Source organism: Flavobacterium sp. OHVDL-2026-0007, from assembly GCF_059882335.1.
This window is the reverse complement of the sequence record NZ_CM187612.1, coordinates 1249055-1265075: the sequence shown is the minus strand read 5'-3', so window position 1 is coordinate 1265075 and position 16021 is coordinate 1249055. Positions and strand designations below refer to the sequence as shown.

The window sequence follows — 16021 nt, the reverse complement described above, 5'->3', positions numbered from 1 at the left end:
TGTTGAAGAATAAAAATATAAAAGAAAAAGTTTAATATTAAAGAAAGAGATAATGACTACAATTCCTTGGCAAGACAGACCCGAAAACAGTAAAGATGTAATGTGGAGATATACAGAGAATCCCATTATTGAAAGATACGCTATACCGTCCTCAAACAGTATTTTTAACAGTGCGGTTGTACCTTTCGGAGATGGATTTGCGGGTGTTTTTAGATGTGATAACAAAGCAGTTCAAATGAATATTTTTGCTGGTTTTAGTAAAAATGGTATCGATTGGGATATCAATCATGAGCCTATTGTGATGCAGTCTGGAAATACGGAGATGATTGAATCAGCCTACAAATATGATCCTCGTGTTGTTTTTATTGAAGATCGTTACTGGATTACTTGGTGTAACGGTTACAATGGACCTACTATTGGTATTGGGTACACTTTTGACTTTAAGGAGTTTTTTCAATGTGAAAATGCTTTTTTACCGTTTAATAGAAATGGGGTGTTGTTTCCAGAGAAAATAGGTGGTAAATACGCCATGTTAAGCCGTCCAAGTGATAATGGACATACACCTTTTGGAGATATTTGGATCAGCTATAGCCCGGATATGAAATATTGGGGAGAGCATCGTTTGGTAATGAAGCCGACTCCTTTTGAAGACAGTGCTTGGCAGTGTACTAAAATTGGAGCGGGACCGATTCCAATTCGTACCGATGATGGCTGGTTGATGTTGTATCATGGGGTGATCAATACCTGTAACGGTTTCCGTTATGCCATGGGTGCAGCGCTACTGGATATCGAATCGCCAGATCAAGTAAAATATAGAACGCAACCTTATTTGCTAGGACCAGCTGAACTTTATGAGCAAGTGGGAGATGTACCTAATGTGGTATTTCCATGCGCTGCATTGCACGATGTAAAAGAAGATAAACTAGCGGTTTATTACGGCGCAGCAGATACTGTGGTAGCGATTGCATTTGGTAAATTAAGCGAGGTAATTCAGTTTACAAAAGATAATAGTTTATAGAAAAGGTATGTGTTTAAAATTTAAATGGTGGCCTGTGGCTTTGGGCTTTGTTTCGATAGTGGGGTATGCTCAAGCGAAAAAAGCGATTATACCCAAAACCTACGTAGCCGCTAAAACGTCCACTCCAATGGTTATTGATGGATCGGATACTGAGCTCGCTTGGAATAAAGTAGAATGGACCGATCTTTTTGAAGATATTGAAAGCAGTGTCAAACCCAAATACGCCACCCAAGTAAAAATGCTTTGGGATGAGAAGAATTTTTATATACTAGCCAAGATTGACGAACCTCATGTTTGGGCCAATTTGAAACAACGAGATACGATTATTTTTTACAATAATGATTTTGAAGTTTTTATAGATCCCGATAGTGATACCTTTAACTATTATGAATTAGAGATAAACGCCTTAAACACCCCTTGGGACTTATTTTTATCAAAACCGTATAGAGAAGGTGATAAAGTGATTTTAAATGATTGGAATATTCCAGGATTAAAATCCGCTGTAAAAATTAATGGAACTTTAAACAACCCTTCCGATACGGATCAAGGTTGGGTATTGGAAATAGCCATTCCATGGGCAGCGTATAGAACTTCTTATTTTGATCAAAATGTTCCAGTTGACAAATTCTGGAGGGTCAATTTCTCTAGAGTCAATTGGCAACACGATATTAAAAATGGCAATTACCAGCGTAAGAAGGACGCAGATGGAAAGTTTTTGCCGGAGTACAATTGGGTTTGGTCCCCCATGGGAGTAGTCGATATGCATGTGCCTGAAAAATGGGGTTATGTGTATTTCTCTTCTAAAGAAGGAAAAGACAGTTTTAGCATTCCACAGGAGGAAAAAGTGAGATGGGAATTGTACAGTCTCTACAGAGCACAAAAAGGATATTTTCAAAAAAATAAAAAATGGGCCAGATCGATAGCAGATTTGACTAAAGAAACCATTAGTGTTGAAGGTAAAATTTTAAAGCCAGTAATAGAGAACCACACAACGGGATACAACATTTCGGTAAAAAGCCCTTTCTCAAATAAAACATTAATCATTGAAGAAGATGGTAAAATTATATCAAACTAAAAGACTTATGAAACTACCTAAATTAATAGTGCTAGTACTTGCACTTTCGCTATTTTCATGTACAAGCAAGGAAGAAAAAACAGCCTTTAAATATGGAGTCTGGACTTCAGCAGATGCTAAAAGAACAGATGCCGATTATACGAAGGAGTTTAAGAAATACAAAGACGGCGGTATAGATGAAGTATTAATCAATACGGGAACTGATCCAAAACTCTTAGAGAGGATTGCGCCTTTAGCGGCTAAAGAAGGTTTAAAAGTGCATGCTTGGATTATGGCCATGAACAGACCAGGAGATTCCATTGCCTTACAGCATCCAGATTGGTACATGGTTAGTAAAGAGGGGAAATCTTGTTTTGATACTCGTCCTTATGTAGATTATTACCAATGGTTATGTCCAACGAGAAAAGAGTCTAGAAATCACGTACTGGCTTTGGTTGAGGGATTAGCTAAAGTGGAAGGGATTGAAAGCGTTCATTTGGATTACATTCGTTTCCCAGATATCTTTTTACCGATCAGTTTATTGCCTAAATACAATTTAGTACAAGAGGTAGAATTGCCTCAGTTTGATTTTTGTTATTGTGATGAATGTGTGAAGGCATTTGAAAAAATCCACCACAAAAATCCAAGAACCAGCCACAATACATCTATCGATATGGAGTGGAAAAATTTCAGATTAAATGCTATTCAAGCCGTGGTGAATGATGCTTATGCCATTGCGCACAAACACAATAAAAAATTAACAGCAGCGGTATTCCCTTATCCTGAAATGGCGGATCATATGGTACGTCAACGTTGGGACAAATGGAATATTGATGAAGTATATCCGATGATTTATCACAGTTTTTATGACGAAGAAATTGATTGGGTAGGTTATGCTACTAAACAAGGTGTTGCTGATTTAGAAGGGAAAGCCACTAAGATAAACACTGGAGTTTATGTTCCTGGATTAAAATCGGATAAAGAATTAAAAGAGGCTATAGTGTTGGCCAAAGAAAACGGAGCAGTAGGAGTTACTTTCTTTGATGGAAGTGCTTTGACTGAGCAGAATTTCAAAACCATTAAAGAAACAAAAGCGAGCTTAAAGTAAACCATTAGGATCTCTTTTCCAATCCAAAGTACTCTGGTATAGTCTATGGAAGATCGGAATCTAGATTAGGAAGGAAAAGCGTGCATTGGCCAAATAAGGATAATGGTTATTATGGTGCTGTAAGTTTTAGACAAAGTACTTACTTCCACTAGCGTAATGAAGAGAAAAGGGATCAATAGTAATTTAAAATTATACCATTTTTAAAAGAATAAATCATGAGGATATTAAAATCTTTATTAGTCGTAGTCTGTCTAACCGTTTTGAGTGCGAGTTATGGACAAAAAGTATATACAGAAAAGGATATTGCGATTATTCCAAAGCCATCACAATTGGTGATTCAACCCGGAATCTTTGAGTTTTCTAAAAACACCAAATTTGTGGCTAAGACCGATTTTGAAAAAGAAATTTCGAATGTTTTGGCTGACCGATTTGCCAAGGCAGCAGGATGGCGTCCTGAGATTTCAAATAGAGCGCCACGTACGAATTACGTACAGTTTATTGTGGATCAAACTTTAGGTAAGGAAGCGTATAGGTTAGAGGTAAGTACTAAGGGGATTACCATATCGGCCAAAGAAAACGCTGGCTTTATTTATGGCTTGGAAAGCATACGTCAGTTACTGCCTAATGCGATCGAAAGCAATACCATTGTGTCTAGTGAAAAATGGCAAATTCCTAATGTGAGCATTAGTGATGCACCTCGTTTTGGATGGAGAGGATTAATGTTGGATTTATCACGTCATTTTTTCGACAAACAATATGTCATGAAAACCATAGATCGTTTGGCTATGCATAAGATGAATGTCTTGCATTTGCATTTAGTGGACGACCAAGGTTGGAGAATGGAAATTAAAAAGTATCCGAAATTAACGACCGTTGGGGCTTGGAGAGTGGATCAAGAAAAAGCTTCTTGGAACGCCAGACTGGTGACCAATCCTGATGAAAAAGGAACTTACGGTGGGTTTTTAACTCAGGAAGAGTTAAAAGAAATAGTAAAATACGCTGCGACAAAAAACATTGAAATCATTCCGGAAATCGAGATGCCAGCACACGTCAGTTCTGCTATAGCCTCTTATCCTGAATTGGCTTGTTTTAATCAGCGTATTGGTGTTCCATCAGGAGGACTTTGGCCAATTACCGATATTTATTGTGCAGGAAAAGAAAGCACTTTTGAGTTTTTGCAAAATGTAATCGATGAAGTGATTGCTGTTTTTCCTTCCAAGTATATTCATATTGGTGGGGATGAAGCCACTAAAACCAATTGGGATAAATGTCCGAATTGCCAAAAGAGAATGAAAGAGCACGGATTGAAAGATGCCCATGAATTGCAAAGTTATTTTGTCAAAAGAATGGAGAAGTATATCAATTCAAAAGGCAAAAAAATAATAGGTTGGGATGAGATCCTAGAAGGTGGTTTGGCTCCTGAAGCTACAGTGATGAGCTGGAGAGGAACCAAAGGGGGAACTGAAGCTGCAGCACAAGGTCATGATGTGATCATGACTCCAGAATCACCGTGCTATTTTAATTTTTACCAAGGACCTCAGAATGATGAGCCCTTAGCTTTTGATGCCTATAACCCCTTAAATAAAGTATACGAATTTGATCCCGTTGTACCAACGATGACCGCTGCTGAAGCCAGTCACGTATTGGGTGCTCAAGCCAATTTATGGGCGGAATTCCTATCAGAGCCAAAAGACTCTGAATATATGATTTTTCCAAGATTAGCGGCATTAGCTGAAGTTTTATGGAGTACAAAAGAGAGTCGTAATTGGAATGATTTTACCTCAAGATTGCCTTCGATGTTAAAACGCTATGATTATTTGGGAATCAATTATGCCAAAAGTGCGTATTTGGTGACGGCTTCATCTGTTGCTGATTTGGATCAAAAAGCCGTAAAGGTAACCTTGAAAAATGAATTTCCGAACCCAGATATTCGTTATGTATTGGGGGATAAAAGTATAGGGCAAGACGCCATTAAATACTCAAGTCCAATTGATATTAAAGAAACCACTATTTTAAAAGCGTCTTTATTTCAAAACGAGCAACCAGTAGGGAAAACCTATATTGATACTTTAGTGTTTCATAAAGCCTTTGCTCATAAAGTAAATTACCTAACACCTTATAGTGACAGCTATAAAGGAGCTGGTGCCTTTGGAATGGTAAACGTGATTAGAGGGACTAAGAACTTCCACGATGGACAGTGGCAAGGTTGGTTAGTTAACGATATGGAAGTGGTGATTGATTTTGGAAAGGAGCAAAGTTTCGAGCAAGTGAGTGTTGGAGCCTTAGAAAGTCAAGGAGCTGGAATTTATTTTCCAGTACAAGTAAAAGTATTGACTTCAAAGGATGGAATTCATTACAAAGAAGTTGGAAAAGTAGTACGTCCATATGTTGTAAATGTAAGTTCGGAGTTAAAAGATTTTAAAATCAATTTTACCAAGACCAATAGTAGATTTGTGAAAGTAGTGGCAATGAACCTAAAAAAGAACCCTAGCGGTGGAAGCTCTTGGTTATTTGTGGATGAAATTTCAGTGAATTAAAAAAGAAGGATAAACAATAAATAGTATACATATGAAAAGAGGAATGCTCCTAATAGCCGTTTTGTTTTCAGTTCAACTGTTTGCTCAAGCCATTTACGAGGATGAACGCTACGTTCCGGAAACGGATCCCTTAGTGTTGAAAAACTTAGAAGAGTGGCAAGGTAAAAAGTTCGGATTGTTAATGCACTGGGGAACGTATAGTCAGTGGGGAATTGTAGAATCTTGGTCCATTTGTCCAGAGGATTATGGTTGGTGTGAACGCACCAAAGGAAGTAATCCGAAGAATTATAATGAATATGTAAAAGAATATGAAGGGTTGAAAAAAACATTCAATCCGGTAAAGTTTGACCCAACCAAATGGGCTAAAGCTGCAAAGGCAGCCGGAATGAAATACATGGTGTTTACTACTAAACACCATGATGGATTTTCCATGTTCGATTCAAAATATACGGATTATAAAGTAACCGATGCTGGTTGTGCTTTTAGTACTAATCCAAAAGCGAATATCGCTAAGGAAGTTTTTAATGCTTTTAGAAATGAAAAACTAACAGTGGGTGCTTATTTTTCCAAGCCAGACTGGCATAATGAAAATTTTTGGGATCCGTATTTTCCAGCTTTTGACAGAAATGTCAATTACGATCCAACGCTGTATCCTGAAAAATGGCAAAAATATGTGGACTTTACCCATAACCAGATTTTAGAATTATTGACCGATTATGGTAAGGTAGATATCTTATGGTTAGATGGAGGCTGGGTTAGAAAAAGAGATCAGCAAAACATCAAAGAAAATTACGCTGAAAAATTTGCAGAGAATGAATCTAAAAATGGATTCATTAAACACAGAGTGGTAGAGCAAGATATCAAAATGGATGAATTGGTAGTAAAAGCACGCCAAAAGCAACCAGGATTAATTGTGGTAGACCGTGCGGTACATGGTAAGAATCAGAACTATTTGACTCCTGAGAATCGTGTTCCTGAGAAAACATTGCCGTATCCATGGGAGTCTTGTATTACCTCTGGAGGTGGATGGTCCTATACCCCGGATGCTAAATACATGACCGGCAGAGAAGGGATTCATATGCTGATTGATGTGGTGGCTAAGGGAGGAAATCTGTTATTGAATATTGCCCCAAGCCCTGAAGGAGATTGGCAACAGGGTGCTTATGATTTATTGGCAGCCTACGGTGATTGGATGAAGGTCAATAGTACAGGGATCTACAACACCAAACCTATCGAGCCTTTTAAAGAGGATAACATTTGCATGACCCAAAATAAAGCTGGAAATGTATTCTTATTTTACTTGGCTAAAAAGGGAGAGGACAAAATTGCCTCTGAAGTGGTGGTCACTTCCATCAACCCTAAAAAAGGAACGAAAATCACCCTTTTAGGGGCGAAAACCCCATTAAAATGGACTAAATTAGCCGCTGGATTTAAAGTGAGCATTCCGGAAAGTTTGCGTAATAATTTACCGTGTAAAGAAGCATGGACCTTAAAAATTGAAGCGATTAATAGATAGAATAGAAATATGATTTTTAATAAAAGAAGTACCCTACAAACAGCATGTCTTTCCGGCATGCTGTTTTTTAGCATTAGCATTTTTGCACAACAGCCCGCTGATTTTGTAAATCCATTTGTGGGAACCTCAAATTATGGTGCGACCTCACCGGGTCCAATTGCGCCAAGGGGAATGGCTAGTGTAAGTCCCTTTAATGTGGCAGGAAAGCAAAATCGATTGGAAAAAGACAGTCAATGGTTGTCTAATCCGTACGTGCATGAGAATAGTTTTTTAACTGGATTTAGTCAAGTTAATTTAAGTGGAGTGGGTTGTCCTGAATTAGGTGTTATTTTACTCATGCCGACTACTGGTGCAGTTCAAACTAATCATTTACAATATGGTTCTACCTATTCTAATGAAGTGGCTAAAACAGCTTACTATAGTGTCGACATTGATAAGTATAAGGTCAAAGGCGAGTTTACCGCTTCCAAAAGAGTAGGGGTAAGTAAATTTACTTTTCCAAAAGGACAATCTAATATTTTATTGAATCTTGGATTGGGATTAACCAATGAAGAAGGGGCTTCGGTAAAAGTAGTATCATCGACTGAAATTGAAGGAATGCGTTCTGTGGGATCTTTCTGTTACAACAGTCCTGAGGATGCTTATCCGGTCTATTTTGTGGCGAAGTTTTCAAAACCAGCAGCTAAATTCGGGGTTTGGAAAAAACCATCAAAATATGAAGGAGTAGAAGCACAGTGGATGGGATACAATGGTAAAACCAGAATCATGGAAAATACCATTAAAACTGTCGTAGGAGATAGTATCGGAACTTATTTTACCTATCAATTTGATAAAGAAGAAACCGTTGAAGTAAAAATTGGCGTTTCTTATGTGAGCATTGAAAATGCAAGAGAGAATTTAGAAAAAGAAACAGGGAATAAATCTTTTGAAGCAGTTTACAAAGAGACCTATAAGGAGTGGAATGAAGAGCTTTCTAAGATTTTAGTAGAAGGTGGTACTAAAGAGGATAAAACTATTTTCTATACGGCCTTGTATCATACTTTGATTCATCCTAATACCTTAAATGATTACAATGGGGAATACCCAGAGATCAAGAGAAATAAGATCGGGAAAACGCAAGGAACGCGTTATACCGTATTCTCTTTATGGGATACCTATCGCAATTTGCATCAGTTGATGTCTTTAGTGTATCCTCAGCAACAATCCAATATGGTAAAAAGTATGTTGGAGATGTATGATGAGAATGGTTGGTTGCCTAAATGGGAATTGAACTCTACTGAGACCTTCACCATGGTGGGTGATCCTGCAAGTATTGTTATAGCAGATACCTATTTGAAAGGAATTCGTGATTTTGATGTTCAAAAAGCCTACAAAGCGATGCTTAAAGGAGCCGATCAAATTGAGAATAATCCATTGCGTCCGGGGCTTAAAGAATATATTGAAAAAGGCTATTTAAGTACTAATTTTCATGGGCCAGTTTCGACCACAGAAGAGTACAATACTTCCGATCATGCGATTTCACTATTGGCCAAAGCTTTGGGGAAAAAGGACGATTATGAGCGTTTTAAAAACCGTTCACTTTCGTACCGTAAATTGTTTGATAAAAATCTAAAATTGCTACGACCAAGGACAGCAGACGGAAAATGGTATGAGCCGTTTGATCCTGCCGCTGGATCTAATTTTCAGGCCAACGTAGGTTTTATCGAAGGGAATGCTTGGCAATACGCTTTTATGGTACCCCATGATATAAATGGATTGAAAAAATTAATGGGCGGAGATAAAGCGTTCTCTGGTCAATTGCAAAAGGTTTTTGATATCAAACAATTTGATATGGCCAATGAGCCCGATATTGCCTATCCTTATCTGTTTAATTACGTAAAAGGAGAAGAATGGAAGAGTCAAGAACTGGTAAAAAAATTAGTTAGAGAATATTTCCAGAATATACCAAAAGGCTTGCCCGGAAACGATGATACAGGGACCATGTCTGCTTGGTTGGTGTACTCGATGATGGGGATTTACCCAATCGCTCCTGGAGATCCAATTTACACCATTACAACGCCAATGTTTGATAAAGTAACGATTCAATTAGATCCTAAGTATTATCAAAAGAAAACGATGGTTATCGAAAGAGAAATCAATGCCGATGGTAAAATAAAAGCCATTGAATTAAATGGAAAAGCATTGAATAGCTTCTTTATTTTTCATGATGATTTGGTCAATGGAAACACACTGAAAGTAATTCAGAATTAAAATTGATACCTAAGTTATAAAATAAAAAAATGGGCAGTTCACTGATGAGCTGCCCATTTTTTTATGGTGGAATAACACTTTAAATTGTCATAAAACTGCCGCATAGGGGGATCAATGGATAAAAAAAATCAGCCAATACATAAGGACCTTATGACTGACTGATTAATTCAATAGCTTCTTTTGAAGAAATATTACATAACTTTAAGGACCACTGCTTCTTGACTAGCTAAAGTAGTTCTTAGTTCTTGTGGAATCGTTACAATGATTCCGCCCTCCACTTTTTTACTAGTCAATTTTTGTTTAGTACCCAATAAGGTCACTTTTGTACTTCCTTTTTTATCAGTTTTGATGGTGATTTCTGCTGGTAGTTCTTTTTCCTCTTTTGCAGGCATATAAATACCGTAAATGGCTTTTCCTTTTTGAGTATAACCCACTTTACCATCTAGGTAGGGAGCGACAGGTTTAGTATCGTAAATGGCTTCTCCGTTTACTGTTAACCATGTTCCTACTTTAGCTAAAGTAGTTTCGATCTTTGGATCAAATTCACCTTTTGGATCAGGGCCAACACCTAATAATAAGTTGCCTCCTTTTACTACGATGCTCGTCATTAATTGGATCACTTCTTTGGATGATTTATAATGATCATTTGGCACCCATCCCCAAGCTCCTCCAAGGGTAATGCAACTTTCCCAAGGCACAGTCAATGGTTTTTCAGGTGTTTTTTGCTCTGGTGTCAAATAGTTTTCATATTCGCTAGGTACCCAACGATCTACGACCAACATTCCAGGTTGTTTTTTGCGTGCGGTTTCTGAAACCAACTTCATATCAATGTCCATATCGTATGGATATTTACAGAACTCTTCCACCTTTTTGTTAATAGTAGACAAAGGTCTAACCCAGCAACCATCAAGCCAAAGGATGTCTACTTTTCCATAATCTGTAGTCAATTCGTTCAATTGATTTTGAGTGTATTGTACATAACTTTTCCATCTGTCTGGAAATTTTGTGATGTCATAAGTAGGATTTCTGTCTTTTGGAGGATAATACGACCACCAAAAGTTTTCTGTAGTCCAGTCTGGTTTTGAAAAGTAAACCCCTACTGCTAATCCTTCTTTTCTTGAAGCGTCTAAGACGTTTTTCAATACGTCAGCTTTTGGATTTTTAGCGTAAGGTAAGGCTGGATTAGTAATTTTGAAATCAGTGAATTTGGAATCATACATGCAAAATCCATCATGATGCTTGGAGGTGAAAATCATGTATTTTGCCCCCGCATTTTTGAACATTTTAGCCCATTTCTCTGAATCCAGATTGGTAGGGTTAAATTTGTATTTGGTATTTCTGTAATCCGTAGCATATTTATAATAGTCGTCATAACCATCTCTGGAAACCCAATCCTCTGGAGCTAATCCCCAAGATTCTACAGTTCCGAGTTGGGTGTATAATCCCATATGGATTAACACTCCAAATTTGTAACCTTTCCATTTCTCTAGGTTGGCTTTTACTAGAGGGTCTTTTGGTGCGATATAACCGGCCTCTTCTGATTTGTCCGCTTCCATGCTAAAATCACCTTGAGCATAAGTGGAGAGTGCATTGGCACAAACCAATGCGGTAAAGAATAACTTAAATCTATTTCTCATTTTGTTTTTTCGTTGGTTCGTTATTTTTGATAGGGATGGTCCACTATTTTATATAAAACTCAGGATCAATCAATCGATTTCCAGTTTCGTCGTAAACAGCATAATTAAAACCACTTTGAACACAGTAAGAACCATAAGCTCCCTTTTTATTAAGGGCTATAAAGCCTACTTGAATGTCTTTTAGATTTTTATTTCTGTTTTTCATTAGTTTAACCACTCTCAAAACAGCCTCTTCACAAGCTTTTTGAGGGGATCTTCCTTGACGCATTAATTCCACAACCAGGTGGCAACCCGCAATACGAATCACTTCTTCACCATGACCAGTAGCAGTAGCGGCTCCAATTTCATTGTCGACGTATAAACCTGCACCAATGATAGGGGAGTCACCTAAGCGCCCGTGCATTTTAAAAGCCATTCCACTAGTGGTACAAGCTCCAGAGAGATTACCATCAGCATCCAAAGCGATCATACCAATGGTATCGTGATTCTCGATATTGGCAATCGGTTTGTATTCACTATTTTTAAGCCATTCTTTCCATTCCTTTTCTGAGTCTTCTGTTAATAAGTTTTCTTTCTTAAAACCTTGTGATAGGGCAAATTGAAGTGCTCCGTCACCTACTAACATTACGTGAGGTGTTTTTTCCATTACGGCGCGTGCCACAGAAATAGGATGCTTGATATGTTCCAAACAGCCTACAGAACCAATATTGGACATTTCGTCCATGATACAAGCGTCTAGCGTGACGCGTCCGTCTCTGTCGGGTCTACCACCGTATCCTACACTTCTTTCTTTTGGGTCGCCTTCTGGGATTTTCACACCCGCTTCAACAGCATCTAAGGCGCGACCTCCTTTTTTCAATACTTCCCATGCAGCTTCATTGGCTTTTAGACCAAAGTTCCAGGTCGAAAGTACAATGGGCTTTCTTATTTTTCCATCAACAATTTCATTTTGCTCGTGGAGCTCTTCCGATTGTGCACTGAAAGGATTTAGTACGATGGCGGCTGATGCTATTGCAGTTGTTTTTAGAAAATTTCTACGATTTGTCATATCCTTATTTTTTTAGTTGATTATCAAAAATCAGTAACTGTTATTTTTAGGCTTGATAAAGTAAACTAGCTGCTCCTAATAAAGCACTGGTTTCATTGTCTGTTGAAATTTGTAGGTCAATTTCAATCCCTGATTTTTTTGCTTTTTCTCTGAATATATTGAGAAACAAGTCGCCAGCATTGGCAATTTTACCTCCAATGACTAACATATGGGCATCAAAGTTTTTTAACCAAGGAATTACTATTTCTGCTAGATCATCTCCAAAGGCAGTAAAGGCTTGGATTGCTTTTTCATCCCCGTCTATGGCCAAGTGGTATAATTCGAGGCCATTATTTAGGGCAATGCCACTTAATGTTTCATAATTAGCCAATAGTCCTCGTACGGATACGGCATCTTCAGCTATACTGTCTTTATAAGGGAAATTCCAGATTTCACCATTAGGGGGTACAGTGTCACCTATGCTTACAATTTCGCCATTTTGGATAAAACAAGCACCAAGGCCTGTTCCCAAAGTGATGGCCATTACATTTTTAGGAAGGTTTTCAAGGTTTTTGAAAACTTCTCCTTTTCCAAAACTGTTGGCGTCATTTTCAAAAACAATTGGGAAGTCCTGCTCAAAAACGAAACGTTCTCGCAATAGATCTTTGATGTTCAAACCGTAGAAATGATCGTACTTGTCTTGGTTTTTGATCCAACAAGTTCCATTTTCGTAATCGAATGGACCTGGTATGGCCAAAGCAATTCCTGATAATTTTTCTACCTGTGATTTGTCCCATAATGTGCGAATGGCATTTTCCCAATAGTTCATGACTTCTATGGTCGGTAAATTAGAATTGAAAGAAATCTTAAAAAGAGATCCATCAAAGACTTTCATCTCATTTAGATCAATCACTGCGGTTGTAATGTGCGAACCGCCTACATCCATTGCTATTGCAAATCTTTTTTCCATCTTTTGTTCCTTTATTCTTTTGGTTGTTAGGTTAATTATTGTTTGTTATTCGTTTGTTGTTTTTGTTTCCAATCCCCTCATTGATCAAAAGTCTTTGCTTACTTAATTGAAAGTATTCATGTCTAACTTTTGAAAAGTGGTGTTAAAAGGCTTGTATGGTAATAATAAAGGGAGTGGTTTGCCAAAAAAATGTCTTTTGTCTAGTAAACTAATCTCTAATATTTATTATTCATTAATTTTTTGTTAAAAGTAAGTGTTTTATTTGAAATACTAAATCGTATTAGTAAAATAAAATCAACTACTTGCTTTTGGCAGTAAAAAGAGGTTTTTTCTGTCTTTATTCTTGATTCATCTTAAGTCAAATAGTATTAATTTAAAACAAATGAATTCTTTTATAGGGTTTTGCCCTGTGAAGTAAAAAGAAACTACTGATGACTTTTTGTACTGGGGTAGGTTTGTTGTAACAAGTGTAGGGGGAGTAAGAGCATAGAGGGATGTTATGGGAAAATAAAAAGAGGGGAAAAGAGCTTTATGTACTAAAGACCATCTCCCCTCTGTGTTTATTGTTTTTGCTGGTGGATTTATTCTACCACATACCAAGTATAACTTTCTGGTTCAATGCTGAAAGTCAATTCTGCCTCATAAGAGCGATTGAGTTTGTAATTTTTAGCACTGCCTTCTTTCTCACGAATTTGAGCAGTATCAGTTAGTCCAGTATAATACAAAGGTACTTGAATGGTTTTAGTCATTTTTTCTTTAGTAGGATTGTAAAGCATAATGAAACCTTTTTGTTTCAATTTAGGATTCACATGGACAAAGCCGTCCCAATCCCTTCCGTCAGCACGACGCAATTGCACCATATCAGAGTTTAAAATTTCACGATAATTTTTGTACCAATTGATGGTCGTTTTTACCAATTCTTTAGTGGTGTCGGTATCGTACAAACGAGGTCCGCGGTAACAAGCTTGAACTCCTGCTCCATAGTATTGTACCATTAATTGCTCGTAATCTTTAAGGTGTTCGCTAAGAGGTTCCAAAACCGCTGAAGCATCTCCTCCTTGGTAAGCAGTCAAAGGAACAAAACCCCATGCCATAGAGGCTGATTTTTCCATAGTTCCGTCATGAATGTTTTGACGGTTCAAAATACGTTGTTGGTCTCTTGGTAGTGAGAAATTAACTTCTCGGTAGCCTAAAGCGATTTTGTGTGTTCCATCTAGAAAATACCAATCCGGAGCATTGATATACACTCCTTTTTCGTTTAACCAGTGGTACAACTCTTTTTGAATGTTCATTTGTCTCCATTGTGAATCATCTAAACCTTTATGGCCTGGGTGTGTGGTTGAGGCACATACATCTCCTGGATAAGGTCCATCATTTTCAAAGATATCAAAATTGGTTACGGTGAAGAATTTCTTGATACGATCGCGGTATGACAATCCCCATTTACTACCAAAACAAGGTGCGTTTCCGAAGAATGCACCACCTGGCTTTCCTGTTTTGGGATCTATGACATCGTCTTCATCACTGATTCTACGGCTGCTGAACAAAGAATAACCTCCAATTTTAATTCCTTTTGCGTGAGCGTAATCCGCCAATGCTTTCCATTTTTGGTGATTTTCAGCTGTGTCTTTTTCCATATTCAAATGGCTTCCGAAACTCAAAATTAGTGCTTCGTAACCTGTAGCAGCACATTGGTCGATTGCAGAACGCACTTGCTCATCATTTTGACTTACGAGGTGCATGAAAATTGGATTTTCAGTGGTCCAAGGTGCAATGGTACTGTACATTCTTTTAATCATCATACCACGACGTTGACGGTCATAGGTGTCAATAAGTAGTTCATTGCTACGAACTGAATTAAAAATTTCGTTGGGTTGTAATTCAATTCCAGGAGCCTTATCAGGATAAACTTCTAGTAAACAAGGTGTTTTGTAGCGATAGTGTACTTGAGAAGTATAAACGGGATCCTCTGTCCAATGCGTCGTTTGGTCACTTAGTTCATAACTCATCGAGTTATTAAAGGCGTAGTTAGTTTCGATATAAAGGCCGTGCTGTGTTCTCATCTTTTCAGGATTTCCTTCTACGGCACTTTGCTCTTCCACCATGGCAATGGTTTCGCTAACGACTCTGTCCAGTTTGAAAACTTTTTGACTGTTATTTTCAACGGTAACCGATTTGGTGATTAGCGGTAAGCCGTCGTACAGTTCATAGTTTACTTTTACGATCAAGCCTTTTAATTCAGGTAGTGCTGAAACATATTCAAAGACCAATAATTTTCCAGTGGCTTGTTTTTTGTTCATCGCCCAATTGGTCGATTTCCAATTGATATAGGGTTTAATCTCCGATACGGTATACGTCACAAATGTAAAATCTTCTTTTCCTGCTTCCATTTTATCCACCCATTCTGGTAATAAATAGGCATTTTCCTTTTGACCTCTCAAGCCTCCGATAGCATATTCTTTGGCATTTAAAGTGATTTTTGCTTCCGGTTTTACAGCTCTAAGCAATTGGGTATTGTTGGTTAAATTAGTAAAATCAGTACAGGCAACATTAGGAGACATACGAAAAGACCTTCTCACTAATCCATTGTACAATATGATCGACTTTTTGTCTGGGCTTGCATACACATTGGCCTTGGTGTTGACAGGGGAAAGCAACCAATCTGTGGGGGAAGTCACAGCTGTTTTTGCGTCCAAAATAGGGAGTTTGGATACATCGGCTATCTTTTTTGTCTTTTCCTGTTTTTGGACCGTAGTGGTCGTCGCTTTTGGATTTTTCTGTGCAAGGACTGAGCAACCTATAAATAAAGTGGCGCAACCAAGAGCTAATTTACTGTTTATTCGTATCATCTTTTTATTGTATTTCAAATGTTGATTTTAATTTTATATGCGATAAAAAAGTTTA

General features: G+C 37.7%; 10 protein-coding genes. 6 read left to right on the top strand and 4 right to left on the bottom strand.

The window, feature by feature from the left end; all coding sequences use genetic code 11:
* The first annotated feature begins 52 nt into the window (after positions 1 to 52).
* The 6 genes from AC51AA_RS04945 (at position 53) to AC51AA_RS04920 (ending at position 9483) form a co-directional block, all read left to right on the top strand.
* The gene (locus AC51AA_RS04945; RefSeq protein WP_500704621.1) at positions 53 to 1018 is read left to right on the top strand and encodes a glycoside hydrolase family 130 protein; all 966 of its coding nucleotides are present in this window, start codon (positions 53 to 55) and stop codon (positions 1016 to 1018) included.
* Positions 1019 to 1025: 7 nt separating this feature from the next.
* Positions 1026 to 2093, top strand: a complete 1068-nt coding sequence (locus AC51AA_RS04940; protein WP_500704620.1) for a carbohydrate-binding family 9-like protein — start codon at positions 1026 to 1028, stop codon at positions 2091 to 2093.
* A 7-nt stretch (positions 2094 to 2100) separates the two neighbouring features.
* Positions 2101 to 3180 carry a putative glycoside hydrolase gene (locus tag AC51AA_RS04935; protein WP_500704619.1) on the top strand — a complete coding sequence of 360 codons (1080 nt, stop codon included), beginning with the start codon at positions 2101 to 2103 and terminating at the stop codon, positions 3178 to 3180.
* A 215-nt stretch (positions 3181 to 3395) separates the two neighbouring features.
* On the top strand, positions 3396 to 5717 hold the full coding sequence (locus AC51AA_RS04930) for a beta-N-acetylhexosaminidase (RefSeq protein ID WP_500704618.1): 2322 nt from the start codon (positions 3396 to 3398) through the stop codon (positions 5715 to 5717).
* A gap of 31 nt (positions 5718 to 5748) precedes the next feature.
* Positions 5749 to 7233, top strand: a complete 1485-nt coding sequence (locus tag AC51AA_RS04925) for an alpha-L-fucosidase (protein WP_500704617.1) — start codon at positions 5749 to 5751, stop codon at positions 7231 to 7233.
* Between the two features lie 9 nt (positions 7234 to 7242).
* Positions 7243 to 9483, top strand: coding sequence for a GH92 family glycosyl hydrolase (locus AC51AA_RS04920; RefSeq protein ID WP_500704616.1), 2241 nt, complete (start codon positions 7243 to 7245; stop codon positions 9481 to 9483).
* A 191-nt stretch (positions 9484 to 9674) separates the two neighbouring features.
* On the opposite strand, the gene AC51AA_RS04915 is transcribed toward AC51AA_RS04920, so the two are convergent.
* The 4 genes from AC51AA_RS04915 to AC51AA_RS04900 all read right to left on the bottom strand — a co-directional run bounded on the left by AC51AA_RS04915 (position 9675) and on the right by AC51AA_RS04900 (position 15966).
* The gene (locus AC51AA_RS04915; protein ID WP_500704615.1) at positions 9675 to 11120 is read right to left on the bottom strand and encodes an alpha-L-fucosidase; all 1446 of its coding nucleotides are present in this window, start codon (positions 11118 to 11120) and stop codon (positions 9675 to 9677) included.
* Positions 11121 to 11163: 43 nt separating this feature from the next.
* Entirely contained in the window at positions 11164 to 12168 is a 1005-nt protein-coding gene (locus AC51AA_RS04910; protein WP_500704614.1) for an isoaspartyl peptidase/L-asparaginase family protein, read from the bottom strand.
* Positions 12169 to 12214: 46 nt separating this feature from the next.
* Positions 12215 to 13117 (bottom strand): ROK family protein, encoded by a 903-nt coding sequence (locus tag AC51AA_RS04905; protein WP_500704613.1) that lies wholly within the window; start codon positions 13115 to 13117, stop codon positions 12215 to 12217.
* 581 nt (positions 13118 to 13698) lie between these two features.
* Positions 13699 to 15966, bottom strand: coding sequence for an alpha-galactosidase (locus AC51AA_RS04900; protein WP_500704612.1), 2268 nt, complete (start codon positions 15964 to 15966; stop codon positions 13699 to 13701).
* Positions 15967 to 16021 lie beyond the last annotated feature (55 nt).

Excerpts from the sequence above, each read along its gene's own strand:
- AC51AA_RS04945 (WP_500704621.1), top strand. The coding sequence starts at position 53 with ATGACTACAATTCCTTGGCAAGACAGACCCGAAAACAGTAAAGATGTA.
- AC51AA_RS04940 (WP_500704620.1), top strand. The coding sequence starts at position 1,026 with ATGTGTTTAAAATTTAAATGGTGGCCTGTGGCTTTGGGCTTTGTTTCG.
- AC51AA_RS04935 (WP_500704619.1), top strand. The coding sequence starts at position 2,101 with ATGAAACTACCTAAATTAATAGTGCTAGTACTTGCACTTTCGCTATTT.
- AC51AA_RS04930 (WP_500704618.1), top strand. The coding sequence starts at position 3,396 with ATGAGGATATTAAAATCTTTATTAGTCGTAGTCTGTCTAACCGTTTTG.
- AC51AA_RS04925 (WP_500704617.1), top strand. The coding sequence starts at position 5,749 with ATGAAAAGAGGAATGCTCCTAATAGCCGTTTTGTTTTCAGTTCAACTG.
- AC51AA_RS04920 (WP_500704616.1), top strand. The coding sequence starts at position 7,243 with ATGATTTTTAATAAAAGAAGTACCCTACAAACAGCATGTCTTTCCGGC.
- AC51AA_RS04915 (WP_500704615.1), bottom strand. The coding sequence starts at position 11,120 with ATGAGAAATAGATTTAAGTTATTCTTTACCGCATTGGTTTGTGCCAAT.
- AC51AA_RS04910 (WP_500704614.1), bottom strand. The coding sequence starts at position 12,168 with ATGACAAATCGTAGAAATTTTCTAAAAACAACTGCAATAGCATCAGCC.
- AC51AA_RS04905 (WP_500704613.1), bottom strand. The coding sequence starts at position 13,117 with ATGGAAAAAAGATTTGCAATAGCAATGGATGTAGGCGGTTCGCACATT.
- AC51AA_RS04900 (WP_500704612.1), bottom strand. The coding sequence starts at position 15,966 with ATGATACGAATAAACAGTAAATTAGCTCTTGGTTGCGCCACTTTATTT.